The sequence below is a fragment of the Affinirhizobium lemnae genome (assembly GCF_022968395.1).
Lineage (GTDB): Bacteria > Pseudomonadota > Alphaproteobacteria > Rhizobiales > Rhizobiaceae > Neorhizobium > Neorhizobium lemnae.
The window spans coordinates 1-26,307 of the sequence record NZ_JALJQZ010000033.1 but is presented as its reverse complement, the minus strand read 5'-3'; the positions used below and the strand labels follow the sequence as shown (position 1 = coordinate 26,307).

Sequence of the window (26,307 nt, the reverse complement as noted above, 5' to 3'; positions counted from 1 at the left end):
CTGGATCAGCCCTTGGCGTTTGCGACGATCAGCATGAACGCCGGAATGTCATCGCCAAAGCCAACCGGTGTCGGACCATCGTCATGGTCACGGTGGTGGCTGCGGCGGCGGCTCTGATTATCGTCGTTCGCCGGGTAAGGACGGCTGTTGCGGCCCTGGTTGCTGCGGCGATTGTCGATCTTGGCCTGTTCTGCGTTCACGCTTTCTGTCCTTGCTTCAGGTGTTGCTGCCACGTTGCTCTTCGGAGACTCTTCCTGTGTACGAGCCTCTGTCTTGGAGCCCGAACCGCGTTTTCCGCGACCCCGGTCCTTGTCACGATCACGGCCCTTTTTGCCGCGATCATTGTCATGGCTTTCCATCGGAGCCGGCAGGGCGGACAGATCACCTTCGTGCCATTCGATTTCCTGACCGATCAGTTTCTCGATGGCGTCTACATATTTTGCGTCAGCTTTGGTCACAAGCGTAAAGGCGCGGCCCGAGCGCCCGGCGCGGCCCGTGCGACCAATGCGGTGGACATAGTCTTCGGCGTGGATCGGAACGTCGAAGTTGAAAACGTGACCGACATCGGGAATGTCGAGGCCGCGCGCAGCAACATCCGAAGCGACCAGCAGCGTGATGTTGTTGTCCTTGAAGTTCGCGAGCATCGTCGTGCGGGACCGCTGGTCCATATCCCCGTGAAGGGCGCCGACTGAAAAGCCATGACGATCCAGCGAACGGAAGAGATCGGCCACATCCTTCTTGCGGTTGCAGAAGATGATGGCGTTCTTCAGCTCATCCTGTGCACGGATGAGGTCGCGTAGCTTCGCGCGCTTCTCATAATCCTTGTTGTGGGATGCAACCAGACGCTGGGTAACCGTTTTTGCTGTAGAGGATGGCGGGGCCACCTCGATACGTTCCGGGTTCTGGAGGAAACGATCAGCCAGTTTCTGGATTTCCGGCGGCATGGTGGCCGAGAAAAACAGGGTCTGACGTGTAAACGGGATCATCTTGGCGATCCGCTCGATATCCGGAATGAAGCCCATGTCCAGCATACGGTCGGCTTCGTCGATGACGAAGACTTCGACGCCAGTCATTAGCAGTTTGCCGCGCTCGCAGTGATCGAGCAACCGGCCCGGCGTACAGATGAGAACATCAGCGCCACGCTCGAGCTTGCGATCCTGCTCTTCGAACGAGACGCCACCGATCAGGAGGGCCACGTTGAGCTTGTGGTTCTTGCCGTATTTCTCGAAATTCTCTGCGACCTGGGCTGCCAATTCGCGCGTCGGCTCCAGAATGAGCGTACGCGGCATGCGGGCACGGGCGCGTCCCTTTTCCAGAAGGGTCAACATCGGCAGCACGAAGGAGGCCGTCTTGCCGGTCCCGGTCTGCGCGATTCCGCAGATATCACGTCGCTGCAGCGCATGCGGAATGGCGCCCGCCTGAATAGGCGTCGGGATTGTGTAACCCGCGTCGGTTACAGCAGAGAGAACTTTCTGGCTCAGGCCGAGATCAGCAAATGTGGTCAATGAGAAAACAATTTCCGTTCAGGTCCGCAAGGAACTCAGGTGAATCGGAACCGCTTTGCGTCCGATGATGGCCGCGAGATAAGCGCAAAGTATGACAAAGTCAAGAAAACAGGCCGGATGCCCAGCGTAAATGGTAAATTAACAAGTGTTTTTGAGCGCTTTTGACAAAATCCAAGCTCAGTTCATGTAGGTGGTGAGCTTGAGACCCGCATTGAGAAAACGCATCGGGTCCACTGCATCGCCATTACGGCGAACCTCATAGTGAACGTGAGGACCCGTGGAACGACCAGTACTACCCGCCCGTCCGATCACTGAACCTGCCTCGACCTTATCGCCCACGGAAACGAGGATGCTGGACATGTGGCCATAGCGTGTTGTGATACCCTGGCCGTGATCGATCTCGACCATGTTTCCATATCCACCGCTCATGCCAGCAGCAACGACTACGCCAGCCCCGGTTGACTTCACGCTTGCACCCGTGTCTGCCTGAAAATCGACACCGGCGTGCAAGGCCAGTCTTCCGAGGAACGGATCGATACGATTGCCAAATCCGCTCGTAATTTCTCGGCCGGGCGCCGGATTGCCGAACGGAAGTTTCTGCGCCGCCTCCCGCACCGCATCCAGACGATTGAGGGCGGTATCCAGATCGGTCAGCGACGTCTCGAAACGGTTGATTCCGATGGGTTCGACGAAGGGGCCGCCCATGCCAGCCTGCTTGCCGGAGGCCGCATCAGGCACATCCACGCCAGTCCGGCGCATGATTGTCGCCATGGCATCTGCAGTGCGATAGGCATCGTCTGCGAGGCCGCGTATCCGGCGAAGCTGTTCCTGCTCGATGTTTTTCAGCGATAACGTGACTTTGGAAAATACGCGATCTGCACGATCCGCAATGCTGCCCGACTGAAGAGCCGCACCAACAGGCTTTGCTCCGGAAACTGCCTTCCCATCCTGTGCCAGAAGGCGATCGATTGCCTTCAGGCCGCCCGTCACGCTCGTTTGCTTTTCCTTCAGTTCTGGCTGGAGTGCGGAAGCTGGTGCGTCAGGCACAGCAATGCCTGATTCCTCCGCGCGCTGAAGCAGACCGCCGAGTTTTCCGTGCCGGGAAAACAGCGCATTTTGTTGCTCGAGTAGTTGCTCTACCTTCTGTTCGACAACTTGCTGGTCGAGGAGCTGACGGGAGGTAATGCGATCAAGCTGCGCACGTAGCGCTGATATGCGATCTTCGTAATCATATTGGATGCGTGCCTGACGCGCCATGGCCGCGCCAATCAGGTCATCGCGCAGTACCAGATAGGTCGTGGCGCCAAGATAGGCGGTGGTAAGCAGGGCTGCGACAGCAATGCAGCATGCCGTCATCCAGGGGCGGATTGTCATATGCCGGACGCGATCGCCGGAGGCCAGAATAAGAACGTGTTCGGTCGGCTGCTTGCCAAAGATGCGGTGTCCGTCACCCTTCGCCACGTCGTTCTCCTGCCGTGAATCGCTCGCCCCTAACTGTCGCGATTACATCCTGTTAGGGTTAACGGGTAGTTAACTATTCACGCTTACGCGGAACTTATGGGGCTGAGAGAGCGGTAGAACGATGGGGTCAGGCCAGCCTCTGCCCTGGCCAGATCATTGAACGGCGGTTTCAGAGGTCCGCGGAAATTTTCCCGCACCAGACGTTTGAAGGTTTCGGCCGGATCCTTGCGTTCGCGGGCACAGAGAAAGCGGAACCATTTCGCGCCAATCGCGACATGACCCTTCTCGTCATTGTAGATGACGTCGAGAATATCCGCCGTTTCGTGGTCGCCCGTTTCCCGCATCTTGGCCTGGAGCGAAGGTGTCACATCCAGACCTCGCGCCTCCAGAATGAGCGGTACGACTGCAAGGCGGGCGGTCAGGTCGTTGCGCGTGGAGTGGGCGGCTTTCCACAAGCCGTCATGGGCTGGCATGTCGCCATAGTCAGCACCCAGTTGACGCAGGCGGTCGCGAACCATGTTGAAGTGCTTTGCTTCTTCGAATGCAACCTGCATCCAGCCATCGAAAAACGAGTGCGGAACGGGCTCAGTCACGTAGCGGGCAACGATATCTAGCGCCAGATCCACCGCATTGAGTTCGATATGCGCGATGGCGTGAAGCGTTGCAATCCGACCGTTCATCGTATGCAGCGAACGCTTTTCCACCGCTTTCGGCGGCACGAGCTCCGGCCTTTCAGGTCTTCCCGGCCTGTCCGGAACCGGCGGATCAAGTGGTGAGCGCAGCGACAGTTTTCGCTCGAACCAGCGGCTCGCCACCTGCTGCGCGAGGCGTGTCTTGATGTCGAGGTCGTCCGAGGAGACGGCGGCAATTGCGCCGCCGCGCAGCGTACTAACAGAAGGAAGTTCGAGATCCGGAGCCTTTGTCATGGCTCCGACCTCTGTCACAAGGCATTCACTGCTTCAAGCACTTCCTGTGCATGGCCTGCGACTTTTACCTTGGGCCAGATGCGGGCGATATTCCCGTCAGCGTCAACAAGGAAGGTGGAGCGCTCAATTCCCATATAGGTCTTGCCGTACATGCTTTTTTCTTTCCAGACGCCATAGGCACTGGCGGCCACCTGCTCCTCATCCGCTGCAAGGATGATGCCCAGGCCGTGCTTCTTGATAAACTTGTCGTGCTTGGTGACGGAGTCCGGGGAGATGCCGATAATGGTTGCACCAGCCTTTTCGAAATCTGGAATCAGCGCAGTGAAATCAAGTGCTTCCGTCGTGCAGCCGCTGGTGTCGTCCTTGGGATAGAAATACACGACAACGGGCTTGCCCTTCAGGCTGGAAAGCGAGACCGTACCGCCGCCATCGCGCGGCAGGCTGAAATCCGGTGCGGGGTTGCCGGGTTGAAGTTCAGACATGATATTCCTTTCTTTGGAGAACGAGCACAGCAATCTTGCCGCAATCGGTATATACTGGCGCGCGTCTGGTCCAGATCACATGATTCTGATGAGCCTTCACTGCGCGGAGAGACATGGCGGAAATTCGAGGTGAAAAAGTCAGCTTCCGCCGTAAGGATCTGATTCCGTTACATGATCTTCCTTCGGCGCAGGCGCATGATCCAATGATCGTGCATTGCCCGCCGCCGGTATCGCGCTGGCGAGGGATCTTTCGGCTCTGCGTGATTTTCGTTCTTCTCTTGGTTGCGGCAATCGGCAGCGGCTTTTTCGCAATCGAAGGTGGCTTCATCGACAGCGCTTTGAATGCGCGCGCGCAGGCGTCTCTCAATGCAGCGATTGGTCCTCGCTATCAGGCGACCGTAGGCTCTACCGTCATCCGTTTCGATTCGGATTTCCGCCTCGCACTCGAAGCACGCGAGGTGGACATTATCGAGGTGGCGACGAAGGCCCATTTGACGAATACGGGTGCCATTCGCCTCACCATAGATCCGCTGGCGCTGGTCAGTGGCCGCGTATCCATCCGGCATCTTGAAGCCGAAAAGATCAACCTGGATACAGGCTTGCTACCGGCTGGCGATCCCATGGATCTGTCGAAGGCGCGTGTGGACCGGTGGCCCGCGACCATGGAGCAGGCGTTCCAGCGTCTTGATGAGGCGCGAGGGTTGATCGAGAGGACTCGAACCGGCTCGGTCAATATATCGGGCATCAACATTCAGTTTCCGCCGGACCGTGAGGGTCGCGTATCGACGCTCCTGATCGATGACCTGACATTGACGCTGGATGACCAGGGGCAGGTGCAGCTCAAAGGTCTGATGCATCTGGATGGACGGCGCGCGGATCTGCAGGTGAATGCGACTGCGCAGAACGGCGTCACCAAGGCGCTGATGGCCCAGATCTCCGGGTTGGACCTGACGCCCTTCCTCCTGCAACGCATGGAAGGCGGCCTGCCGCGTGAAGGTCTGGAGGGGTCGATCAACATCACGCTGAACGCATCGCGCGATACGGCGGAAACGAAACCTTCCATTCGAGCCGATATCCACCATGCTCCCGGCAAGATCTACTTCGATGGCGTACCGCAGGATCTGACAGGAGCCGAAGTCCGGGTTGCCTATAATTTCGCACGCAACTCGATCGAGATCTTGCCCTCCGAAATGCGGTTTGGCCCAACAGTGGTTCCGCTCACCGGCGCGATTGTCGATCTGAACCGGTTGAATGCGCAAGACACCCGTCCGGGCTTCGGTCTGGATCTGCTGGTGAGTGGCGGCCGCGCGCAAGGTGCGGTGGGCGGTGAAGCGCCGGTTCTCTTCGATCTTCGGGCAGCCGGCCGGTTCCTGACGGCTGAGCGACGCCTCGAATTCAACGATATGCAGGTCTCCAGTCCTCTCGGGCAGATGGCAGGTTCGCTGCAAATGCGCTTTCTCGGAGCGCAATCGCCAGAGATCAGTTTTGGCGCGCAGCTTCCGCGCATGGATGTGGTGGGCGTCAAGCAGCTATGGCCGTTCTGGATGGCCCACAAGGCCCGCGACTGGGTGGTGGCCAATATGTTCGGAGGCACCGTAACCAACGGTTCCATAGCCGTCTTCATCCCGGCAGGCCGGATGAAGGGGCCCAACGTACCATTGGAACTTGCCGCCAACGAATTGCGAATGGCCTTCGATATCGCAGACAACCGGCTGAATCTTCCCGGCGAGCTTCCCCCGGTTCGAAACGTAGCCGGACATTTTGACCTCGTAGGTGAGCGTTTGAAGTTTGATGTACGGCAGGCCGCCTCCTACTTCGGATCCGACCGGTCAGTCGATATTCAGGGCGGTTCGTTCAGGATACAATCCACCTATGCGAAACCGCTCATGGCGGAGCTCGACCTTCAGATCGCCGGGAATGCGGACGCGATCGCGGAAGTTGCCTCCTTCAAGCCGATCAACGGATTGAAAAATACCGAATTTGCGCCTGCGGATTTTTCGGGCAAGGCGGTTGCTTCAGTCAGTGCACGTTTCGGGCTGGTCAACGATCAACATCCGCCGCCGCCACAGTTCAAGGGCAAGATTGCACTTCAGGATGTGAAGATATCCAAGAAGATTGCCGATCGAAGCGTCTCTGCCATCAATGGTGATTTGCAGGTGGATTCTGACGCTGCGCGGCTGGAAGCCAAGGCGGAGATCGATGGCGTTCCGGCCGAAATCTCGATGGTTGAGCCGTTCAACGGACAGTCCAAGATCCAGCGCGAGCTGACGGTGAATGCTACACTCAACAACGACCAGCGCGACAAGCTATTGCCGGGGCTTGGTGATATCGTCAGCGGTCCTGTGGAACTGGAACTGTCACGCATTGATTCAGATCGACAGGGGGTCACTCTGGATCTGTCCAGGGCGAAGCTCTCAGTGCCGTGGCTGGGCTGGACCAAGGGCAGTGGAATTCCAGCCAAGGCCTCGCTTGAGGTTGCCTCGAAGGACGGAAATATCAACGTCCGCAATCTTGCGATTTCCGGAGATGGCTTCGGCGTTGCCGGTGACCTCAGTCTGAAAAACGGTGCTCTCTCCAGCGCGGAATTTTCCAGGGTCAAGCTTTCGCCCGCAGACAGTTTTGCGATTTCCATTCGCCGTGGAAAAGGCGGGCTTGAGGTTTCCGCATCGGGTGATGCCGCCGACATCCGGCCTGTTCTCTCGAAACTGAAAGGTCAGGGCGGGTCGGAGCCTCGATCTGGTGCAGCCGCCAAGGCGAGCGATGCGACGCGGGTACGTCTGAAGCTCGACAAAATCATTGGTTTCAATGATGAGGTTCTGTTCAATACGACAGGCGATATTGCGGTCAGTGGCGGCGATCTGCAGTCCATTGCTTTTTCCGGTGTCACTGAGAGCCGACAGGCCGTCGTGGCCCAGACTGCTGGCAGCGGGCAGGGAAGCGTGTTGACGCTGACCAGTGGCGACGCAGGATCGCTGGCGCGGTTTGCCAACCTCTACGGCCATATGCGCGGCGGGCTGCTCAACGTGCGTTTGAACAATGAAAGCGGTTCGAACTGGAGCGGGAACATCGATATCCGCAGCTTCGCCCTGGTCGAAGAAAACCGGCTGCAATCCATCGTCTCCACCCCGGGTCAGGATGGACGCAGCCTGAATTCGGCAGTCAAACGCGATATCGACGTCAGCTCCGCAAAGTTCCAACGGGCCTTTGCCCGTATCGTCTATCGGGACGGGACGCTCTCGGCAGAAAACGGCATTGTGCGCGGCGAGCAGATTGGCGCAACGTTCCAGGGCATGATCCGCGACGCTGTCGGCAATCTCGATATGACGGGCACGTTCATGCCCGCCTACGGGCTGAACCGTCTCTTCGCAGAACTTCCCGTGATCGGCACTATTCTTGGCAATGGTCGAGATCGCGGCCTGCTGGGGATTACATTCAAGGTGACCGGTTCGATCGACAAGCCGCAGCTCACCGTCAATCCGCTCTCTCTTATTGCGCCGGGCGTGTTCCGCCAGATTTTCGAGTTTCAGTAGAGGAATCTTGATGAGCGCAATATCGTTATCCCAGCTCTCCAAGGGTTTTGGCTGGGGCGCTCGACGGCTTCAGGCTCTGGATTCGGTGAGTTTTGAAGTGCCGGATGCAGGCGTCTATGGCCTGCTGGGACTCAATGGGGCCGGCAAGAGCACGCTGTTGCGTATGATTTGCGGGCTCATTCTGCCGGATAAGGGAGGGATCAGGCTCTTCGGTGAAGCCGCCAATCCGCATACTCGAAAGAAGCTCGGTGCGTTGATCGATTCCCCGACCTTCTATCCATTTATGACGGCGCGGCAATTTCTGTTCCTGCTCACGGACACTTCGGGAGTGCGGGCGGATATTGAATCAGTGTTGAAGAGGGTGGATCTGGTCGGTGCTTAAGATCAGAGGATCGGTGGCTTCTCGCTGGGCATGCGCCAGCGCCTCGGTATTGCATCAGCCCTCATTGCGAAACCAAGGGTAGTCATTCTCGACGAGCCCACCAACGGGCTCGATCCAGATGGAATGATAGAGATGCGCGACCTCATCCGGCATCTGGCCCAGGACGAAGGGGTTGCCGTGCTCTTGTCCAGCCATCTTCTTGATGAGGTGGAAAAAGTGGCGGATAGGGTTGCCATTCTCAGCCACGGGCGTCTGGCGGCAGAGGGCAAGGTCTCCGATCTGCTCGGAGGTGGCGAATATTTGTGGCTTGATGTTCACCCCTTAGATCCCGTGCTGGCGAAACTCGGCGATCTGGCTTGGAAGGAGGGGAATGGATTGGGAGTCCGCGTTCCTAGGGAGCAAGTGCCGGAACTCGTCAAGGCGCTCGTTCTTCAGGGAATGGAGCTACACGAGGTGAAGTGGATCAGACCCAACTTGGAAAGCTTCTTTCTGGCGGAAACGCGTCACACAAAAGCGGCTGGTGTTTGATATGGTTCGTCTTGTTGGAGCAGAACTGAAGAAATTTGTGGCGCAGCGCAGCTTATTCATGGCTGCGGTTTTTATCGTTCCAGCCTTCGCCACCCTCATCAAGATCTTGATGCAGGTTGTCGTATTCAGGCGTGTCGGCCAATCCAATCTCGGCAGTTCGGTTGATCTTGTTGCGGTGGCAGGCCGATCGTTCGGCCTATCGGGAAACACGCTGGCGCACCTGTTCTTTGCCTTGGGAGTCGCATCCATTTTCGTTGTGGATTATCGTTTCTCCACCTGGCGTCACTTTGTGCCTCGACGCAGCCGAAGCCAGCTGTGGCTGGCAAAATTTCTGGCTGCATGCTGCTGCCTGATTCTCAGCCTGCTGCTGGTTACTGTCAGCGATCTGGTCGTCACGATGCTCGTTATGGCAGTCGATGGAACTGTATTGACGCCTTTGGCAGGTCTCGAACAGCTGTTTTTACTTTTTTCAGTCGCCGTTCTGGAACTCTTGGCTTTGGTGAGTGTGACTGCGCTCCTGACAGTCCTATTTCGATCATCCATGGCCGCCGTTTTAATCGCATTTCTGCTGACATTGGGTAGCGTGCTGGTGCAGGCCTATCTTGGCGCAGGACAGGACCTCTGGTGGTTGCCGTCAATCGCCGCCAATGATTTGCGCATGCTTGTCACCAGTTCGGCGTCATCCGGGGCGATCACTCCTCTGGCAGCGCTATTGGCGTGGACGATCGTGCTCGGCGTGCTCGGCCTTGTGCTTTTCAACCGACAGGAGCTAGCAACAGAATAAGGGCTGGCGATTTTCGCGCCAGCCCTCGAAATTCTGGGGATTGTGCAGGTCAGGCCGGGCGGACGAGAATGTGCTTCTTCTTGCCAAGTGAGAGCTTGATTACGCCTTCTGCCGAAATCTCGCCGGTTCCGATACTCATGCGCTCATCGGTCACCGCGACGTCGTTGATCTTCACCGCACCACCCTGAACATGTCTGCGGGCTTCGCCGTTGGATGCAGCGAGGCCTGCGCGAACAATCAGGTTCAGCAAGCCTATGCCGGCTTCGAGATCTGGCTTGGCAATGTCGATCGACGGAAGCGTATCGGCCAGAGCGCCTTCTTCGAAGGTCTTTCTTGCGGTTTCGGCGGCCTGCTCTGCTGCTGCACGACCGTGCAGGATGGCCGTGACTTCTGTCGCGAGAATCTTCTTGGCCTCGTTGATCTCCGATCCGCCGAGAGCTGCCAGACGGGCGATTTCGTCCATCGGAAGCGTCGTAAAGAGCTTCAGGAAGCGGCCGACATCCGCATCCTCCGTGTTGCGCCAGTACTGCCAGAAATCATAGACTGGCATCAGATCGGCATTCAACCAGACGGCACCGGAGGCAGACTTGCCCATCTTTGCGCCGGAAGAGGTGGTGAGGAGCGGCGAGGTCAAGGCATAGAGCTGCTTGGTGCCCATGCGGTGACCAAGATCGATGCCATTGACGATGTTGCCCCACTGGTCGGAGCCACCCATCTGCAGGCGGCATTCGTAGCGCTTCGCCAGTTCGACGAAATCATAGGCCTGGAGGATCATGTAGTTGAATTCCAGGAAGGACAGCGATTGTTCGCGATCCAGGCGTGTCTTCACGCTATCGAAGGAGAGCATGCGGTTGACGGAGAAATGGCGGCCGACATCACGCAGGAATTCGAGATAGTTCAGTGCGCGCAGCCACTCCGCATTGTTGATCATCAGCGCTGCGTTCTGCGGGCGCCCGTAATCGAGGTACTTTGAGAAGGCGGTCTTGATCGAGGCAATGTTTTCCTCAATCATTTCCACGGTCATCAGTTTGCGGGCTTCTTCCTTGAACGAAGGGTCGCCGACCATGCCTGTTCCGCCACCCATCAGCGAAATCGGCCGGTGTCCAGTTTGCTGAAACCAGTGCAGCATCATGATCTGGGTCAGGTGGCCGACATGGAGGCTGGATGCCGTCGGATCATAGCCGATGTAGGCCGTCACGCTTTCCCTAGTCAGCAATTCATCGAGGCCGGTTTCATCTGAAACCTGATGGATGAAGCCCCGCTCATCGAGCGTGCGGAGAAAATCGGACTTGAACCTGGACATGATACGACTCTGACAGGATGGTGTTGGAATTGTTCGGTCGGGCCTCTATCACTGTTTGCGGGGAGAATCACTCCAAAAGTGACAGGAAAGTCATTGGTATGTCCTGAGTAGAGCACAAGCTCCCATGCGGTTGGTAAGGGTTGATTATGCTCTTGCTGCTATGTTTTGAGGGCCTAATAAGTTCGGGCATTGAAGGCCATTGGGTGTGTTAAACGGCGCTAATTTATATCTGATCGTCAACTTCGTGCTCGCGATGTCCTTTGCGGCTGTCTTCTTCGCTGTTTCTCAGCGGAGTAGGTCGCGCGCTGCTGCGCGCTGGATCGGGCTTGGTTTCGCGGTTGCGTCGCTATCTGTGCCTGCCGAACTCGTCATCGCCTATACACCGTTCGTCAGGCTAGGGGTGACGGTCGCTTTCGCCGCGGTTCTGGCTGGGTTGCTTCTGATCCGCGTGGGTGTCGGGAGCCTGTATCAGGTGACAACGCGCCCCGTCCCCCTGACGATTTTCTTTTTGGTCTGCACGACGATCGTGACCGTGATCTATGACCAGCCACGCAGCACGCTTTCGCATTCAATTCCCTACCAGACGCCGTTTGCGATCTCCTGTCTGCTCAGTGCCGCCGCGATCGCATTTTCGTCTCATCGCGCTCCTGCCGATCGTTGGATGATGTTCGTCTTCAGTCTGACTGGAGCCAACTTCTTTCTCAAGGCTTACCTCGCGGCCGTAGTCGGTGCTGGAGACATCCCCAGTGATTATCTATTTTCCAATTATGCCGTTCTATCCCAGAGCTTGACCGCAGTGCTGATGGTGATGACGGGCCTCTCCTTGCTCGCCGTACTGGTGCTACAGATCATGGCTTACGAGCGAAGCAATTCCGAAATCGATCCTCTCAGCAGGCTTCTAAACCGGCGTGGCTTTGAAAAGCATGCCGAGCAAGCACTCCGGCGTAGTCCGATCGGACCGCACTCGGTGATCTTCTGCGACATCGATCATTTCAAGCGTGTGAACGATACCTACGGTCACTACGCCGGGGATGCAGTGATACGTGCCGTAGGGCAACTTCTGGCCGAGAGCGTCTCAGACTTGGCGGTCGTCGGTCGGTTGGGGGGCGAGGAGTTCGGAATTTTGTTACCTCGCGTGCAGCTTGACGCTGCAATGCTTCTTGCTCATGCGATCCGCGCTGCGGTTGCCGTGCACAAAGGCGGCGGCATGCCTGATACGCTCAGCATCACGGCGAGCTTTGGAGTATCGACCTTTAGTGAAACGACACAGTTTGCCCGAGCCATGCGTCTTGCAGACAACGCGCTTTACGATGCCAAGGCGGCTGGCCGAAACTGCGTGAAGCACAGGCTGGAACCTTTGGCTGTCGTGTCTGCGGTCGGGTGATCAGCCTTCGGCACAAAAAGAAAGGCTCCTCGCGGAGCCTTTCGAAAACTCTGACGTTTAAACCAGATCAGCGAATCCGCTTCGCCGCAGGTTCAGGAACCAGCTCGCCATTCAGGCGGCGATCGAGGTAATCCTCGCACTCGCCCATCAGCGATTCGACCTTGTTGTTGAAGAAGTGGTTTGCCCCTTCAACAGTGCGGTGCGTGATGAGAATGCCCTTCTGGGTCTTCAGCTTTTCGACCAGCCCGTTCACATCCTTTTCAGGCGCGACCTTGTCGGAATCACCGTTGATGATGAGACCGGAGGAGGGGCAGGGGGCCAGGAACGAGAAGTCATAAATGTTCGGCTGCGGCGCAATCGACATGAATCCTTCAATTTCCGGACGACGCATCAGAAGCTGCATGCCGATCCAGGCGCCGAAAGAGTAGCCCGCGACCCAGCAGCTCTTGGAATCCGGATGCAGGCTCTGCACCCAGTCAAGCGCGGACGCCGCATCCGACAATTCGCCCGCACCATGGTCGAACTCGCCCTGACTTCTGCCAATGCCGCGGAAGTTGAATCGCAGTGTCGTAAAGCCGCGCTTCTGGAACATATAGAAGAGCTGATAGACGATCTGGTTGTTCATCGTCCCACCGAATTGCGGATGCGGATGCAGGATGATGGCGATCGGGGCGCTCTTTTCCTTGGAAGGCTGATAACGACCTTCAAGGCGGCCGGCAGGGCCATTGAAAATGACTTCAGGCATCGGTACTCCGGTCAGCTTTTCATGTTTCCAATGTTTCATTGATGCCTTGACTTGACGAAGCCGGTCATCTTTTCTAGAAACAGTTTAGAACCATTCGAAAGTTGGGCTGCGCAAGATGTGCCGCCCAGTTGGTCGTCTCATAAGGCATGCACAGCGAAAATTTCAAGAAAAATGCGTCGCTGAGCGTGAAGTAGACTTTAAATCGGATCGGACCATGGCTTTTGACCGCGTATATCTGGATTGGAACGCGACTGCGCCCTTGAGCGGTGCTGCTCGTGAAGCCATGCTAGGTGCGCTGGAGTTGCCGGGCAATGCATCTTCCGTGCATGCAGAAGGGCGTGCGGCGCGAGCAGCAATCGACAAGGCGCGTCGGCATGTGGCGGCTCTCGTCAGTGCTGATCCACAGCATGTCATCTTTACCAGTGGCGCGACTGAAGCGGCAAACTGGGTTTTGACGCCCTCGTTTAAGATGGGACGCTCGCCGCTCACTATCGGACATCTTTATGTTTCGGCAATCGAGCATCCGGCCATCCGGGAGGGCGGCAGGTTCGGGCGTGTGCAGGTGAGCGAGATCCCTGTCTTGCCGACCGGGCTCGTGGATCTCGATGCGCTTAAGGTCTTGCTGGAACGTCACGATAGTAGTGCCGGCCTGCCGATGGTGGCGGTCATGCTCGTTAATAATGAGACCGGCGTCATCCAGCCCGTCGCAGAGGCGGCAAAGCTTGTGCGCGCTGTGGGTGGATTGCTTGTCGTGGATGCCGTCCAGGCCGTTGGACGCATTGCGGTCGACATCACTGAGCTGGATGCCGATTTCCTGATCCTTTCCTCCCACAAAATCGGTGGCCCAAAGGGCGTCGGCGCGCTTGTCATGCGGGGTGAGGTGATGATGCCATCGGTACTGGTTCGCGGTGGCGGCCAGGAGAAGGGTCATAGGTCCGGTACCGAAAATTTCCCCGGGATAGTGGGCTTTGGTGCTGCCGCTGAGGCCGTTAATCGTGATCTGGACCTCACGCGTGAGCGCCTGCTGCAACTTCGCCAAAGGCTTGAAGCGGGTATGCACGCTGTTGCTCCGGATGTGATTATTCATGGTGAAGGCTCCGAGCGCGTATGCAACACGACGTTCTTCACGCTGCCCGGTCTGAAGTCAGAAACCGGTCAGATTGCCTTCGATCTTGAAGGGGTGGCGTTGTCTGCTGGATCGGCCTGTTCCTCTGGTAGGGTCGGACAAAGCCAGGTCCTGATGGCAATGGGGCAGGATCCGGCCACGGGGGCGCTTCGTATTTCTCTCGGAGCGACGACAGATGACAATACAATTGAGCGTGCGCTAATTGCCTTCCAGCGAATAGCTGCGCGCCGAAAGATGCCTGAACGGGCCGCGTGATCGGTCCAGGAGTTGCGGAAACGCAAAAAATTAGCTTGCCAAAAGGTGTTAAAACTTCCTTCTGGCGCTTACATAAGGGGCTGATCCCCGCCAACAGATGACAACCTGCCGGACCCTTGATTCCGGCGAGATTGGAGAATGAGTATGGCTGCCGTGCAGGAAACGATCGATCAGGTCCGCCAGATCGATGTTGACCAGTACAAATACGGTTTCGAGACCGTAATCGAAGTCGACAAGGCCCCAAAAGGTCTATCGGAGGAAATTATCCGCTTCATTTCGGCCAAGAAGGATGAGCCGGAATGGATGCTGGAATGGCGCCTCGATGCCTATCGCCGCTGGTTGACGATGGAGGAGCCGACCTGGGCGCGCGTCGACTACCCGAAAATCGACTTCAACGATCTCTACTATTACGCGGCACCGAAGAACACGCCCGGCCCGAAGTCACTGGATGAGGTCGATCCCGAACTTCTCAAGGTTTACGAGAAGCTGGGTATTCCGCTGAAGGAGCAGGAAATTCTTGCTGGCGTGGACAAGCCGCGCGTTGCCGTGGACGCGGTCTTCGACTCCGTCTCGGTCGTGACGACCTTCAAGAAGGAACTCGCCAAAGCCGGCGTCATCTTCATGTCGATTTCGGAAGCTGTTCGCGAACATCCGGATCTCGTGAAGAAGTACCTCGGCTCTGTCGTTCCGACGTCTGACAACTACTATGCGACGCTGAATTCCGCCGTCTTCACGGATGGCTCTTTCGTGTTCGTGCCGAAGGGCGTTCGATGCCCAATGGAGCTGTCGACTTATTTCCGCATCAACGAGAAGAACACCGGACAGTTCGAACGGACGCTGATTATCGCTGAAGAAGGCGCTTACGTGTCCTATCTTGAGGGCTGCACGGCACCGCAGCGCGATGAAAACCAGCTTCACGCAGCCGTCGTGGAACTTGTAGCTCTCGACGATGCCGAGATCAAGTATTCGACGGTGCAGAACTGGTACCCGGGCGATGCGCAGGGCAAGGGTGGTATCTACAACTTCGTGACGAAGCGTGGCGATTGCCGTGGCCACCGCTCAAAGATTTCATGGACACAGGTCGAAACCGGCTCTGCGATTACGTGGAAATATCCAAGCTGCATTCTGCGTGGTGACGACAGCCGTGGCGAGTTCTACTCGATCGCCGTTTCGAACGGCCATCAGCAGATCGACAGCGGCACCAAGATGATCCATCTCGGCAAGAACACGTCGAGCCGCATCATCTCCAAGGGCATTGCCGCCGGCGTTTCGCAGAACACCTATCGCGGACAGGTTTCGGCGCACCGCAAGGCAACGAATGCACGCAATTTTACGCAGTGCGACTCGTTGCTGATCGGCGACCGTTGCGGCGCACACACCGTGCCTTACATCGAGGCAAAGAATTCGTCGGCTCAGTTCGAGCACGAAGCGACGACGTCCAAGATCTCGGAAGACCAGCTGTTCTACTGCCTGCAGCGCGGTATTCCGGAAGAGGCGGCTATCGCTCTCATCGTGAACGGCTTCGTCAAGGAAGTCATTCAGGAGCTGCCGATGGAATTCGCGGTCGAGGCGCAGAAGCTGATCGGTATTTCGCTTGAGGGTTCGGTCGGCTGACGATCGAAACAATCGCATCATTTGATGGCGCCTGACGCCTTTTCTATTCGTCCGAAAGGATCAAACTATGCTTGAAATTCGCAATCTGCACGCACGTATCGCCGAAGACGGTACCGAGATAATTCGCGGCTTGAACCTCACGGTCAAGGCTGGCGAAGTTGCCGCCATCATGGGCCCAAATGGCTCGGGCAAGTCGACTCTCTCTTATATTCTGTCTGGCCGTGAAGACTACGAAGTGACCGAAGGCGAGATCCTCTACAACGGCGAAAACATTCTGGAACTCGATCCGGCCGAGCGCGCTGCCAAGGGCATCTTCCTGGCGTTCCAATATCCGGTTGAAATTCCCGGCGTTGCGACAATGCAGTTCCTGAAGGTTGCCATGAACGAGCAGCGCAAGGCGCGTGGCGACGCCGAGCTTTCGACGCCTGATTTCATCCGCAAGGTCAAGGAAGCAGCTGCCGAGTTGAAGATCAACCCGGACATGCTGAAGCGTCCTCTAAACGTCGGTTTCTCCGGTGGCGAAAAGAAGCGCGCCGAAATCCTGCAGATGGCTCTTCTGGAGCCGAAGCTGTGCGTTCTGGATGAGACGGATTCCGGTCTCGACATTGACGCTCTGAAGATCGTTGCTGACGGCGTGAATGCTCTGAAGTCTCCCGACCGCGCCGTGATCGTGATCACGCACTATCAGCGCCTGCTGGATTACATCGTGCCGGATACGGTGCACGTTCTCTACAAGGGCCAGATCATCCGGACAGGCGACAAGCAACTGGCGCTGGAACTGGAAGCCAATGGCTATGCCGATATCATCGGCCAGGCCGCCTGAGCTCTCCCGCGGAAGGAAATTTGGCATGAATATGCAGGCACAAAACCGCCAGACGGCGGCGGAAACTGCGCTTCTGGATAGCTATAATGCCCAGATCGGCGAATTGCCGGGTAATGGAGCTGTCATCAGCGCGCGAGACCGCCTTGTCGATGATCTCAAGACCAACGGGCTTCCCACACGTCGTGTCGAGGCCTGGCACTACACGGATCTCAAGACCCTACTGCGCTCTATTCCCGCCAGCGGCCCGGCGAGCTCCGTGCGCAACCCGGCCCCGCTTGTCGATGCTGCGGCGCTGATCAAGACCCGTCAGGGCGAAGCGGATGGAAACGTTTCGGTTGATGGCATCGTGGTCGGTTCCTACGCGGATATGCTCCGGGAAGGGACTGCTGCACCGGGTCTTTCTGTCATCGACAAGGATGATACGATCGGTAAGATCAATGGAAGCTTTGTTCGCGATGGTTATGTCCTGGAGTTCCCGGCAGGGGCCGAGATTGGCCAGCCGATCGAGATTCAGGCGCTGCATGGCGCCGGACAGGCCCATACCCGGTTCCCGGTCAGCTTTGGCGCCGGCTCGAAGGCAACTGTAATCGAGCGGCATATCCAGACCACCGATGGCCAGGCGTTTGTTTCCTCCGTCAGCGATATCTCGCTGGAGGATGGTGCCGAGGTGACCTGGATTGTCGTGCAGGAGCAGGGCGCGGACGATACGCATCTGGCACAGGTGCGCGTGCGCGTTGGCAACAACGCCAAGCTTCGCCTGTTCGTCATCAATGCTGGTGGCAAGCTGGTGCGCCAGGAACTGCGCATTGATGTCGCGGGTGAGGGTGCCGATCTCCAACTGCGGGGTGTGAACCTTCTGGGTGGTGATACCCATACGGACGTGACGCTGGTGCTGGGGCACAACGTGCCGAACACGACGTCGACGGAAATTTTCCGCAACGTGGTGTTCGACCGCGCGCGCGGCGTTTTCCAGGGCATGATCAAGGTCGCGCTCGATGCGCAAAAGACCGATGCGCGCATGGCCTGCAACACGCTTCTTATGTCCGATGATGCCGAGTTTGCCGCGAAACCGGAACTCGAGATCTTTGCTGACGATGTACAGTGCGGCCATGGTGCTACGGTTGCCGATATCGACGACAACCATCTGTACTATCTGATGGCTCGCGGTATTCCCCACAACAAGGCACGCGCCATGCTGGTCAATGCGTTCGTGGCTGAGATCGTGGAAGAGCTGGAAGACGAGGCGCTTGTCGAAGCGCTTGAGGCGATCATTTCCAATTGGCTGGAAAAGCATGCCTGATTGACTTTACCGCAGGCAGGGGCGCGGTCCCTTGCCTGCAGGCGACGCAGATGATGGTGCGGCCGATTGGGCCGCCGGTGAGATAGCTGCCCATGACCTATGATGTCGAAGCGATCCGTCGCGACTTCCCTATTCTTTCCACGTCCGTTCACGGCAAGCCACTTGTCTACCTCGACAACGGGGCTTCTGCGCAGAAACCGCAGTCCGTGATCGACGCGATCAGCCATGCTTATTCTTCCGAGTATGCAAATGTGCACCGCGGGCTTCATTACCTGTCCAATGCTGCAACCGAAGCCTACGAGGCAGCGCGGCAGAAGGTTTGTAATTTCCTGAATGCCGGATCTGTGGACAATGTGGTGTTCACCAAGAATTCGACCGAGGCCATAAACACGGTTGCCTATGGCTGGGCGATGCCACACCTGAAGGAAGGCGATGAAATCGTTCTGACGATCCTCGAGCACCACTCCAATATCGTGCCGTGGCATTTCCTGCGCGAGCGTCAGGGCGTGAAACTGGTGTGGGTACCCGTCGATGAAGACGGCGCTTTTCATCTTGAAGAATTTGAGAAGTGCCTGACTGATCGCACACGTCTGATTGCGATCACCCAGATGTCGAATGCTCTGGGAACCGTGGTTCCGGTAAAGGATGTTTGCCGTATCGCCAAGGAACGCGGCATCCGTGTTCTCGTCGATGGCAGCCAGGGTGCCGTGCATATGCCGGTCGACGTGAAGGACATCGATTGCGACTGGTACGTGATGACCGGTCACAAGCTCTATGGTCCATCCGGCATCGGTGTTCTCTACGGCAAGCCAGAGCGTTTGCACGTGATGCGCCCCTTCCAGGGGGGTGGTGAGATGATCATCGATGTCGCGGAAGATTTCGTGACCTACAACGATCCGCCGCACCGTTTCGAAGCTGGAACGCCGCCTATTGTTCAGGCGATCGGGTTGGGTCATGCGCTCGACTATATCGAGAAGGTTGGCAGAGAAGCGATCGCTGCGCACGAAGCTGAATTGACCGCCTATGCCAATGAACGCTTGCGGTCCATCAACTCGCTTCGCATTATCGGAAATGCACCCGGCAAGGGTGCCATTTTCTCGTTCGAGCTCGCGGGCATCCACGCTCATGATGTTTCGATGGTCATCGACCGGAAGGGTGTTGCCGTTCGCGCTGGGACACATTGCGCCATGCCACTCTTGAAACGCTTTGGCGTAACTTCCACTTGCCGTGCATCATTCGCGATGTACAACACACGCGCCGAAGTCGATGCGCTGGCCGATGCGCTGGACTATGCGCGAAATTTCTTTGCTTAGGGACGAAATGATGTCGACCGAAGAAACCATACCGAAGTGGGATGCCCGCGATGGCATCATCCAGTCCGCCATTCCGCCTGAAGAAGTGGCCCGCCTGTCCGATGACATCATTGCGGCGCTTAAGACCGTCTATGATCCGGAAATCCCGGCGGACATATTCGAACTTGGCCTCATTTACAAGATCGATATTGAAGACGACCGCATGGTCAAGATCGTGATGACCCTGACGGCACCTGGCTGCCCGGTCGCGGGTGAGATGCCGGGCTGGGTTGAAAACGCCGTTGGCGCGGTTGAAGGCGTTTCCGGCGTTGAAGTCGAAATGACGTTCGATCCGCCGTGGACGCCTGAGCGCATGTCGGAAGAGGCGCAGGTTGCCGTCGGCTGGTATTAACTTGTTCCGCCGATCCTTCGGAATCATTGATCCTTAAGCTTCAAGCCACTACATTCAGACCGAAACCTCCGGACCTTGAATCCGGATGCGTGAAGGAGATCAGGCCCATGGGCTTTGCAGTAATGAGCATGACAGACGCTGCCGCAGGTCGCGTCAAAGCAATCGTCGAAAAGTCCGGTCCCGATGCCAAAGGCATTCGCGTCGGGATCAAGAAGGGCGGCTGCGCCGGTATGGAATATACCGTTGATCTGGTGACCGAGCCGAACCCAAAGGATGACCTGATCGAACATGCCGGGGCAAAGGTCTGGATCGAACCTTCCGCTGTGCTTTACCTTCTTGGTACACAGATGGATTTTGAAACGACACAGATGCGCTCCGGTTTCATCTTCACGAATCCGAATCAGACCTCGGCCTGTGGGTGCGGTGAATCAGTCGAGCTGAAGCCCGCCGATTTGGCGGCACTTGCCAAGCAGCGCGCAACGGAAAGCCCGTCTGCCTGATTGAAACGGCAATAGTGCAAATCAGCCCCCGCGCACGTTGCGGGGTTTCTCGTTGGCGTATCAGATGCTCTCACTCATGTAATCAAGCAGTTGCTCTGTCGCTATCGCTGCTTCAGCGCCGTTTCGCTGCTGTATTGCACGAATGATGCTGACATGAAGTGTGACCGACCGATCCATTGATGAGGTCGTTGCCGTGGAGAACCACAGCCTGCGGGCGTGCGTTTGAAGTGGCGCCAGAGAGCCGACAAGAAACTTGTTAGGACAGGCCTCTTCAACAATCTCGTCAAAGCGCTTATCGGCAGACAGGAACTCATTCACATCTGCCGTTGCGGCCGCAGCGCCCATGTCTCGCGCGCAGTTAACCATGCGGCGACGCTGTTCCTCGTTTGCATGTGTTGCTACCAATTCTGCCGCCATAGGCTCCAACCGACGGCGAACACCAAGAATGTCCCGATAATCGGAAGTATTGATTTCGGAAATCTGCAGTCCGATACGGGCGCGGACCGCGAGCAGACCTTGCCATTCCAGTTTCTGAATCGCTTCGCGAACAGGCGTGCGTCCATGACCGGAGAGATCAATCAACTGCTTCTCTGTCACCAGCGTGCCCGGTTTGAGTTTCAGCGTGACAATCAGGTGCTCAAGCGCACGGTAGGCTTGGCGACTATAGGTTTCCTGTGCTACGGGAGAGGCGTCGGCTTCATCCATTTTTCGTTGATATACCAGGTTAAAATTTGGGCTCAATGCGATCCTTGATATATCATGCAGATTCCATCTTCGGCCGACTTACTCATGCTGGACAGCTTAGACTGACATTGTGAAGGCTGCATGTATTGCGAGGAATAACCCAATCGATCCAGGTCGAGAATGTGAACATTGTTCTTATAGACGATGGGTGGCTTTATACGGTGGCCGGCTGCCGATTATCAGAAGAGTGATAGTTTGCCCAAATCAATCACGCCAGAGGGAAACACCACCAGCCAATATGTCATGTCCCCTGTGCGTTTGCCTTTTTCATATTAAGGATTTTAACGCTTTTCCAGTCAAATCTTATATGACACGAGTCAGCAGGCTTGTACAGTTAAAAAGCTGTAATTCTATCCGTTAGTAATGTTCCGAAATGAACATTGTTAAAATTAAACTAATGAGCTAATGCTGAATCGCCTCGATAACGAGGTGAATTAGGGGATATTCCGATGAAATTGCGACACGTTGTTGCGTTTTCTGCCGCTTTTGCGGCTCTGGCTTCTTCCGCAAAGGCGGAAGATCTCGTGTTCATGCTGACGAATAATACACGTTCCACGCTTGAACGATTTTATACTTCACCTGTTGGTGTTAACGATTGGGAAGAAGATGTTTTTGGCAACGATGTTCTTCAACCTGGTGAGAGCGTTAAAATTACGATCCGTGACGGGCGAACCGTATGCAAGTACGACATGCGCTTCGAGTTCACTGAAGATTCTGACCTTGATACCACAGAAGATACGCAGAACCTCTGCGAGCTTGGCTCCTATACCATTCATGAATAAGGGCGGCTCCCAACCGCTCTGAAGGGATCCTTTGCTGCATGAATGCGTTTGAAGCAGGCAGCAGCAAAGGAGATCCAGCAATGATCGAACCAAGCCGTATCCGCGAGCATGCAGAAGTGATTGGAGCCGACGGAGTGCACGTCGGGACCGTTGATCGTGTCGAAGGTGGCAGAATCAAGCTTACGAAACGTGATAGCGGGGAAGGCCGCCACGAAGGGCACCACCACTTTATTGCCCTTGATTTGGTGGCTGATGTCGAAGACAATTGCGTGCGTCTCTCGGCAAATGGCGCGGAGGCAGTCAGCTTCGAAGAAGAGCCTGATGGCAAAGGCATTCATTGAGAAAGATTGTTGTCCACAATCTGATTTTTTGCCCTTTGCGGGTTGACCGCAGAGGGCCATCTGCATATGTTCCGCCCACTTTCAAAGCGCCAAGCGCTGTTGGTGAGAGAGCATAGCTCAGCCGGTAGAGCAACTGACTTTTAATCAGTAGGTCCAGGGTTCGAATCCCTGTGCTCTCACCACATTTCCAAACATTTCCACCCAGATATTAATCGCTGGTTTTGCTGATGTTTCGAGATTTCAGAATGATCGGGAATATTTGAAGCGTGTTACCAGTCTAACGGTGTGGTCGGCTTTAACTTCATAAAGCTCTTGATATCGGTCACCAAATTCATCCCGTACGTCATAACCAAACGAACTGCCAACGGGCGCATTTACCACCGGTGACCGTCCCCCATAGGTGAGGCTCGCAGGAAATGGCATTATCGAATCAGTTGTTGTCGAGCATCCTGCAAGGACTACAAAGATAATCATATGTTTCATCAAGCGCATTCCTCTCGCAACCAAACCGCTTCCTTGCATATTTGAGCTACAGTCCAGATCATGCGATATTCCGCCGGACTGTCCTTCCATGGTCTTGGCAATTTTTCATAATCGCGAGGGTTGTAGTCAGGTGAGTGCACTTGTAGAGATGGGTCTGAAATGATACCCTTCAAGGGTGTCGGTCCCACTCCACAGGAACCTCATCTAGTGCCGGTTACTGGCAATTGCGCAGATCAGACCGACAATACGATGGAGTAATGCTATCCATCGATCGTGTCATTTTCTACCGGCGCGCGTAGCAGCTCATATCGCTTGCGTTACCTTTTTGAGCATGCGACCTGACGCGGGCGCTGCTGAGGCAATAGGCTGATATGGAAACCGTCGAAGCTTTTCAGCAGATCATACGAAACGAGAGTTGGACTCACTGCTCCCGATTGAACTTATTTGACCGGCGGAGTACATATTGGACTTGGAACGAAACCCAGCGGACCTGTTCAAGCGCTTGTAACAGATGGCTGTTCACTTTTCCCCAGAAGTGCCGAAGTAAAATTCGCCATTTATGCCGACGTGGACGACATGGCGAATTGAGGATTTTTCGGCGGCCGCCCGCGCGGCTTTTGTGGTGGGGGAATGCTGGGGGGGGGGGGGCGATTAGGGCTTTGGAGCGAACTTGCTCTGGCATGAGTTCTGCATGCTGCCTCAACCGGTAGCTGGATCCTTTGTGACCTGCCACTGTATTTTCATCCGGCGGCGATTAGAGCCTCGGTGGTTTTGGTTACGCCAAATGGCGCGGTTTGAACAACCGGCGGAAACGCGTAGCCTTCAACTTGCGCAGCGTTGGAGCCGGTTGCGGCGATGAGCCCGGCATAGTCTGCCGGGGTCTGATATCCGATCGATGAGTGCGGCCGGAAATGATTGTAGTCGTTGGCCCATTCGTCGATGGCGCTGCGGGCATGATCGAGGCCAAAGAACAGGCTTTCGTTCAAGAGTTCGTCACGCATGCGACCATTGAAGGATTCGACGTAACCATTCTGCATCGGTTTTCCGGGCGCAATGTAGTGCCACTCGACCTTGTGATCTTTCGACCAGGCCAGGATCGCGTTTGAGGTAAACTCCGTGCCGTGATCGGAGACGATCATGCCGGGCTTACCGCGTCGTTCGATCAGCATCGTCAGTTCGCGAGCAACACGACGGCCGGAGATCGACGTGTCCGGGATTGCGGCGAGGCATTCGCGTGTGACGTCGTCCACGACATTGAGCACGCGGAAGCGCCTGCCACAGGCGAACTGGTCGTGGACGAAATCCAGTGACCAGCGGGCATTGGCCTTCGCCTCGACCAGGATCGGAGTGCGTGTGCCGACGGCACGTCGTCGGGCCTTTCGCTTGCGGACCGAAAGGCCTTCATCGCGATAAAGCCGGTAGATGCGGTTGACACCGGACGGCTCTCCCTCCCGCCGAAGCAGGATGAACAGTCGCCGATATCCGAAGCGTCGTCGCTCGTTGGCGAGATCGCGCAGCCGCGACCGCAGTTCGACTTCCGGCGGACGGCAGGACCGATAGCGGATCGTCTTTCGGTCAGCGGATATGATCTGGCAGGCCCGCCGTTCCGAAAGGCCCATGACGGACTTCAGATGCGCGACGGCGTCACGCTCGGCGGCAGGCCCTACCATTTTTTTGAAAGAAGCTCGCGAAGTGCAGCCACATCCAGCATCTGCTCGGCCAGCAGCTTCTTCAGTTTGGCATTCTCTTCTTCGAGCGCCTTCAGACGCTTCGCCTCCGAGACTTCCATCCCACCGTATTTGGCTTTCCAGTTGTAAAATGTCGCCTCCGAAATCCCGTGCTTGCGCCACAGGTCAGCGGCTTTCGCCCCCGCTTCTTGCTCCTTCAGCACTGCAATAATCTGCTCTTCCGTAAATCTCTGCTTCTTCATTCGTCCGTCCTCAATGGGCCGGACTCTAATCCATTCTGGAGGAAATTCTCAGGGGCAGGTCATTCGATCTGCACGACGACGGCATGATGCAGCAGTCTGTCGAGCAGCGCGGTTGCGACGACAGGGTCGCCAAAGACATAGCCCCTGTGCAAAACCGCGGTTTGACGTCAGGATCATTGCGCTGTGTTCATAGCGGGCGTTAACGAGCTGGAAGAACAGATTGCCTCCGCCCTAGACGACCGGCAAATAGCCGATCTCATCGACGATGAGCAGGATCGGCCTGCAGAAGAAGCGAATGCGCTCCTGCAGTCTGCCTTCCCGTTCTGAACGGGCAAGCGAACCGATCAGATCGGCGAGCGTCGTGAAATACACGCTCTTTCCGGCCTTCACGGCTTCGACGCCGAGCGTCGTGGCAAAATGGCTTTTTCCCGTTCCCGGTGGGCCGAGGAAATGAACCGATTCGTGACGGTCGACGAAGCCGAGCTGGGCCAGGGTAAAAATGCGATCCCGATCCAGCGAGGGCTGGAAGGTAAAGTCGAAGCCAGCGTGCGTCTTGATGGTTGCAAGTCTGCCCATGCGCAGGGCCGTCTTGATGCGCCTGTTCTCGCGCAGGCTGAGTTCCTCCGACAGGAGGATGTCGATGGCCTCCAAGGCCGACAGCGCACCATGCTCGAGGCGGCGCACGACATGGTCGAGAGCGTCCAGTGCGCGCGGCATCTTCAGACCAACGAGATCATGACGGATACGGTCGATCATCGACGGAATGGGGTCGAGGGTGGCGCTCATGGTCGGTTCTCCTGTGCCAGGACCTTGCCGACGGCATCATAGAAGGCAAGCGATCGCTGCAGCACGGTATCGCCGGCGGGGTTTGACGACATGAGATTCCTGCCGTCTCCCCGGCCAATGTTGCGGCTGAATGGGTCGCCGATGATCCGAATGAACCCGGCGGTGTTTACGGCCCTCCAGGACGGGATGAGCTGCGATCAGCGTGCCGTTCTCGAAGATGCGGACCTCGTCTGCGAGAGAGTGGACCTCAACCACTCGGCTTCGCGTGGCATCCGGAACGCTGTAGGTATTGCCACCGACGCTGACCGTGCCCTCCCGCGACACGCGGCGCTCCAGCTTCAGAACGGATCTGAACGGTGCCAGCGGCAACGGTCGCAGGTGCGGCCGCTCCTCGGCGAGGGCTTCATTGACGAAGCGCAGGATCCAGGATCATGATCGTCTCCCTCAGCTTGATCACCAAAATCCCCCTCCCGACCATCGGAAGGAGTATCGGCGATGACGCGCCGCCGGTCTTCCGGGGCGTGCCCCGGAAGACCGGCGGCCGCAGCACCTGGGGGAAGATTCAAACGGCACTATTGGGGAGGATTGCTCCGGTACTGACAGGGGATTTTTCGGCGGAGGACTGCGAGGTTTTGGAGGTGACGCAAACGCTGTCTGCTATCAAGGCTTTGGCTCGGAAACTCTAACCCACGTTCCTACCGGTACAGCTCTCCGCATGCAGGTACTGGCTGGACCGGGTTTGAGAAAGCTTAAACCGGCGTTCACTGCGGAGACACTGTTCTCATCGCAGTCAAAGGTCGTTGGTAAGCATTCTAGAGTCTGTCAGCGCTACTCGGAATCGCGGCGGGGTTCCATTGATTTGGTTTTTGTGATTCAAGATCATTGCTGG

21 protein-coding genes, 1 tRNA gene and 4 pseudogenes are annotated in these 26,307 nt (G+C 56.7%); 15 read left to right on the top strand and 11 right to left on the bottom strand.

From position 1 onward, the window contains the following. Positions 1–5: 5 nt before the first annotated feature. From MUU53_RS17355 to bcp, 4 genes are all read right to left on the bottom strand, one after another. The gene (locus MUU53_RS17355; protein ID WP_247262024.1) at positions 6–1,505 is read right to left on the bottom strand and encodes a DEAD/DEAH box helicase; all 1,500 of its coding nucleotides are present in this window, start codon (positions 1,503–1,505) and stop codon (positions 6–8) included. A gap of 177 nt (positions 1,506–1,682) precedes the next feature. Then, a complete protein-coding gene (locus tag MUU53_RS17350) occupies positions 1,683–2,966 on the bottom strand; it encodes a M23 family metallopeptidase (RefSeq protein ID WP_247262023.1) in 1,284 nt (427 codons plus the stop codon). A gap of 83 nt (positions 2,967–3,049) precedes the next feature. Continuing rightward, a complete protein-coding gene (locus MUU53_RS17345; protein ID WP_247262022.1) occupies positions 3,050–3,892 on the bottom strand; it encodes a ferritin-like domain-containing protein in 843 nt (280 codons plus the stop codon). A 14-nt stretch (positions 3,893–3,906) separates the two neighbouring features. After that, the gene (gene bcp, locus MUU53_RS17340; protein WP_247262021.1) at positions 3,907–4,374 is read right to left on the bottom strand and encodes a thioredoxin-dependent thiol peroxidase; all 468 of its coding nucleotides are present in this window, start codon (positions 4,372–4,374) and stop codon (positions 3,907–3,909) included. Positions 4,375–4,487: 113 nt separating this feature from the next. Here bcp and MUU53_RS17335 point away from each other — a divergent pair, with 113 nt between their 5' ends. The 3 genes and pseudogenes from MUU53_RS17335 (at position 4,488) to MUU53_RS17320 (ending at position 9,598) form a co-directional block, all read left to right on the top strand. Next, positions 4,488–7,904 carry a DUF3971 domain-containing protein gene (locus tag MUU53_RS17335; protein ID WP_247262020.1) on the top strand — a complete coding sequence of 1,139 codons (3,417 nt, stop codon included), beginning with the start codon at positions 4,488–4,490 and terminating at the stop codon, positions 7,902–7,904. A 10-nt stretch (positions 7,905–7,914) separates the two neighbouring features. Next, positions 7,915–8,814: pseudogene (locus tag MUU53_RS23250) on the top strand (ABC transporter ATP-binding protein). Position 8,815: 1 nt separating this feature from the next. Continuing rightward, on the top strand, positions 8,816–9,598 hold the full coding sequence (locus tag MUU53_RS17320) for a hypothetical protein (RefSeq protein WP_247262019.1): 783 nt from the start codon (positions 8,816–8,818) through the stop codon (positions 9,596–9,598). Between the two features lie 49 nt (positions 9,599–9,647). Here MUU53_RS17320 and tyrS read toward each other — a convergent pair whose 3' ends face one another. Next, positions 9,648–10,901: a tyrosine--tRNA ligase gene (gene tyrS, locus MUU53_RS17315; RefSeq protein WP_247262018.1), complete on the bottom strand. Its 1,254-nt coding sequence runs from the start codon at positions 10,899–10,901 to the stop codon at positions 9,648–9,650. 205 nt (positions 10,902–11,106) lie between these two features. On the opposite strand from tyrS, the gene MUU53_RS17310 reads away from it, so the two are divergent. Continuing rightward, positions 11,107–12,285: a GGDEF domain-containing protein gene (locus MUU53_RS17310; protein WP_247262017.1), complete on the top strand. Its 1,179-nt coding sequence runs from the start codon at positions 11,107–11,109 to the stop codon at positions 12,283–12,285. A 67-nt stretch (positions 12,286–12,352) separates the two neighbouring features. On the opposite strand, the gene MUU53_RS17305 is transcribed toward MUU53_RS17310, so the two are convergent. Continuing rightward, entirely contained in the window at positions 12,353–13,030 is a 678-nt protein-coding gene (locus MUU53_RS17305; RefSeq protein WP_137133887.1) for an alpha/beta hydrolase, read from the bottom strand. 214 nt (positions 13,031–13,244) lie between these two features. On the opposite strand from MUU53_RS17305, the gene MUU53_RS17300 reads away from it, so the two are divergent. The 7 genes from MUU53_RS17300 (at position 13,245) to sufA (ending at position 20,352) form a co-directional block, all read left to right on the top strand. After that, positions 13,245–14,411, top strand: a complete 1,167-nt coding sequence (locus tag MUU53_RS17300) for a cysteine desulfurase family protein (protein WP_247262016.1) — start codon at positions 13,245–13,247, stop codon at positions 14,409–14,411. Positions 14,412–14,555: 144 nt separating this feature from the next. Then, a complete protein-coding gene (gene sufB / locus MUU53_RS17295) occupies positions 14,556–16,025 on the top strand; it encodes a Fe-S cluster assembly protein SufB (RefSeq protein ID WP_165135767.1) in 1,470 nt (489 codons plus the stop codon). Between the two features lie 67 nt (positions 16,026–16,092). Then, positions 16,093–16,848, top strand: coding sequence for a Fe-S cluster assembly ATPase SufC (sufC, locus tag MUU53_RS17290; RefSeq protein ID WP_247262015.1), 756 nt, complete (start codon positions 16,093–16,095; stop codon positions 16,846–16,848). Positions 16,849–16,873: 25 nt separating this feature from the next. After that, positions 16,874–18,148, top strand: coding sequence for a Fe-S cluster assembly protein SufD (sufD, locus tag MUU53_RS17285; protein WP_247262014.1), 1,275 nt, complete (start codon positions 16,874–16,876; stop codon positions 18,146–18,148). 92 nt (positions 18,149–18,240) lie between these two features. Next, entirely contained in the window at positions 18,241–19,461 is a 1,221-nt protein-coding gene (locus MUU53_RS17280) for a cysteine desulfurase (RefSeq protein WP_247262013.1), read from the top strand. Between the two features lie 10 nt (positions 19,462–19,471). Next, positions 19,472–19,852, top strand: coding sequence for an SUF system Fe-S cluster assembly protein (locus MUU53_RS17275; RefSeq protein ID WP_247262012.1), 381 nt, complete (start codon positions 19,472–19,474; stop codon positions 19,850–19,852). A gap of 107 nt (positions 19,853–19,959) precedes the next feature. Next, complete coding sequence (gene sufA / locus MUU53_RS17270) at positions 19,960–20,352, top strand: Fe-S cluster assembly scaffold SufA (protein WP_247262011.1); 393 nt, start codon at positions 19,960–19,962, stop codon at positions 20,350–20,352. Positions 20,353–20,412: 60 nt separating this feature from the next. Here the strand turns inward: sufA and MUU53_RS17265 are convergent, their stop codons facing one another. After that, on the bottom strand, positions 20,413–21,057 hold the full coding sequence (locus MUU53_RS17265; RefSeq protein WP_247262010.1) for a GntR family transcriptional regulator: 645 nt from the start codon (positions 21,055–21,057) through the stop codon (positions 20,413–20,415). 488 nt (positions 21,058–21,545) lie between these two features. Between MUU53_RS17265 and MUU53_RS17260 the strand changes: the two genes are divergently transcribed. The 3 genes from MUU53_RS17260 (at position 21,546) to MUU53_RS17250 (ending at position 22,401) form a co-directional block, all read left to right on the top strand. After that, positions 21,546–21,878 carry a hypothetical protein gene (locus MUU53_RS17260; protein WP_281435174.1) on the top strand — a complete coding sequence of 111 codons (333 nt, stop codon included), beginning with the start codon at positions 21,546–21,548 and terminating at the stop codon, positions 21,876–21,878. An 80-nt stretch (positions 21,879–21,958) separates the two neighbouring features. Continuing rightward, positions 21,959–22,219 carry a DUF2171 domain-containing protein gene (locus MUU53_RS17255; RefSeq protein WP_247262044.1) on the top strand — a complete coding sequence of 87 codons (261 nt, stop codon included), beginning with the start codon at positions 21,959–21,961 and terminating at the stop codon, positions 22,217–22,219. Between the two features lie 106 nt (positions 22,220–22,325). Further along, a tRNA-Lys gene (locus MUU53_RS17250) sits at positions 22,326–22,401 on the top strand. 858 nt (positions 22,402–23,259) lie between these two features. Here MUU53_RS17250 and MUU53_RS23405 read toward each other — a convergent pair. From MUU53_RS23405 to MUU53_RS23400, 4 genes and pseudogenes are all read right to left on the bottom strand, one after another. Then, positions 23,260–23,423 (bottom strand): annotated as a pseudogene (locus MUU53_RS23405) (AAA family ATPase); the annotation flags it as partial. A 19-nt stretch (positions 23,424–23,442) separates the two neighbouring features. Continuing rightward, a protein-coding gene (locus MUU53_RS17240; protein ID WP_247262009.1) for an IS3 family transposase occupies positions 23,443–24,632 on the bottom strand; the annotation gives its coding sequence in 2 pieces (ribosomal slippage) (positions 23,443–24,380 and positions 24,380–24,632; 1,191 coding nt in all). A gap of 62 nt (positions 24,633–24,694) precedes the next feature. Continuing rightward, positions 24,695–25,418, bottom strand: a pseudogene (gene istB, locus MUU53_RS17235) (IS21-like element helper ATPase IstB); the annotation flags it as partial. A gap of 213 nt (positions 25,419–25,631) precedes the next feature. Further along, positions 25,632–25,742, bottom strand: a pseudogene (locus MUU53_RS23400) (Mu transposase domain-containing protein); the annotation flags it as partial. A 107-nt stretch (positions 25,743–25,849) separates the two neighbouring features. On the opposite strand from MUU53_RS23400, the gene MUU53_RS17225 reads away from it, so the two are divergent. Then, a complete protein-coding gene (locus MUU53_RS17225; protein WP_247262007.1) occupies positions 25,850–26,104 on the top strand; it encodes a hypothetical protein in 255 nt (84 codons plus the stop codon). The last annotated feature ends 203 nt before the right edge of the window (positions 26,105–26,307 follow it).

Coding starts and splice junctions, on each gene's coding strand:
- MUU53_RS17320 (WP_247262019.1), top strand. CDS start 8,816: ATGGTTCGTCTTGTTGGAGCAGAACTGAAGAAATTTGTGGCGCAGCGC.
- sufD (WP_247262014.1), top strand. CDS start 16,874: ATGAATATGCAGGCACAAAACCGCCAGACGGCGGCGGAAACTGCGCTT.
- sufA (WP_247262011.1), top strand. CDS start 19,960: ATGGGCTTTGCAGTAATGAGCATGACAGACGCTGCCGCAGGTCGCGTC.
- MUU53_RS17255 (WP_247262044.1), top strand. CDS start 21,959: ATGATCGAACCAAGCCGTATCCGCGAGCATGCAGAAGTGATTGGAGCC.
- sufB (WP_165135767.1), top strand. CDS start 14,556: ATGGCTGCCGTGCAGGAAACGATCGATCAGGTCCGCCAGATCGATGTT.
- MUU53_RS17305 (WP_137133887.1), bottom strand. CDS start 13,030: ATGCCTGAAGTCATTTTCAATGGCCCTGCCGGCCGCCTTGAAGGTCGT.
- MUU53_RS17335 (WP_247262020.1), top strand. CDS start 4,488: ATGGCGGAAATTCGAGGTGAAAAAGTCAGCTTCCGCCGTAAGGATCTG.
- tyrS (WP_247262018.1), bottom strand. CDS start 10,901: ATGTCCAGGTTCAAGTCCGATTTTCTCCGCACGCTCGATGAGCGGGGC.
- MUU53_RS17275 (WP_247262012.1), top strand. CDS start 19,472: ATGTCGACCGAAGAAACCATACCGAAGTGGGATGCCCGCGATGGCATC.
- MUU53_RS17225 (WP_247262007.1), top strand. CDS start 25,850: ATGATCGTCTCCCTCAGCTTGATCACCAAAATCCCCCTCCCGACCATC.
- MUU53_RS17300 (WP_247262016.1), top strand. CDS start 13,245: ATGGCTTTTGACCGCGTATATCTGGATTGGAACGCGACTGCGCCCTTG.
- sufC (WP_247262015.1), top strand. CDS start 16,093: ATGCTTGAAATTCGCAATCTGCACGCACGTATCGCCGAAGACGGTACC.
- MUU53_RS17265 (WP_247262010.1), bottom strand. CDS start 21,057: ATGGATGAAGCCGACGCCTCTCCCGTAGCACAGGAAACCTATAGTCGC.
- bcp (WP_247262021.1), bottom strand. CDS start 4,374: ATGTCTGAACTTCAACCCGGCAACCCCGCACCGGATTTCAGCCTGCCG.
- MUU53_RS17345 (WP_247262022.1), bottom strand. CDS start 3,892: ATGACAAAGGCTCCGGATCTCGAACTTCCTTCTGTTAGTACGCTGCGC.
- MUU53_RS17260 (WP_281435174.1), top strand. CDS start 21,546: ATGAAATTGCGACACGTTGTTGCGTTTTCTGCCGCTTTTGCGGCTCTG.
- MUU53_RS17280 (WP_247262013.1), top strand. CDS start 18,241: ATGACCTATGATGTCGAAGCGATCCGTCGCGACTTCCCTATTCTTTCC.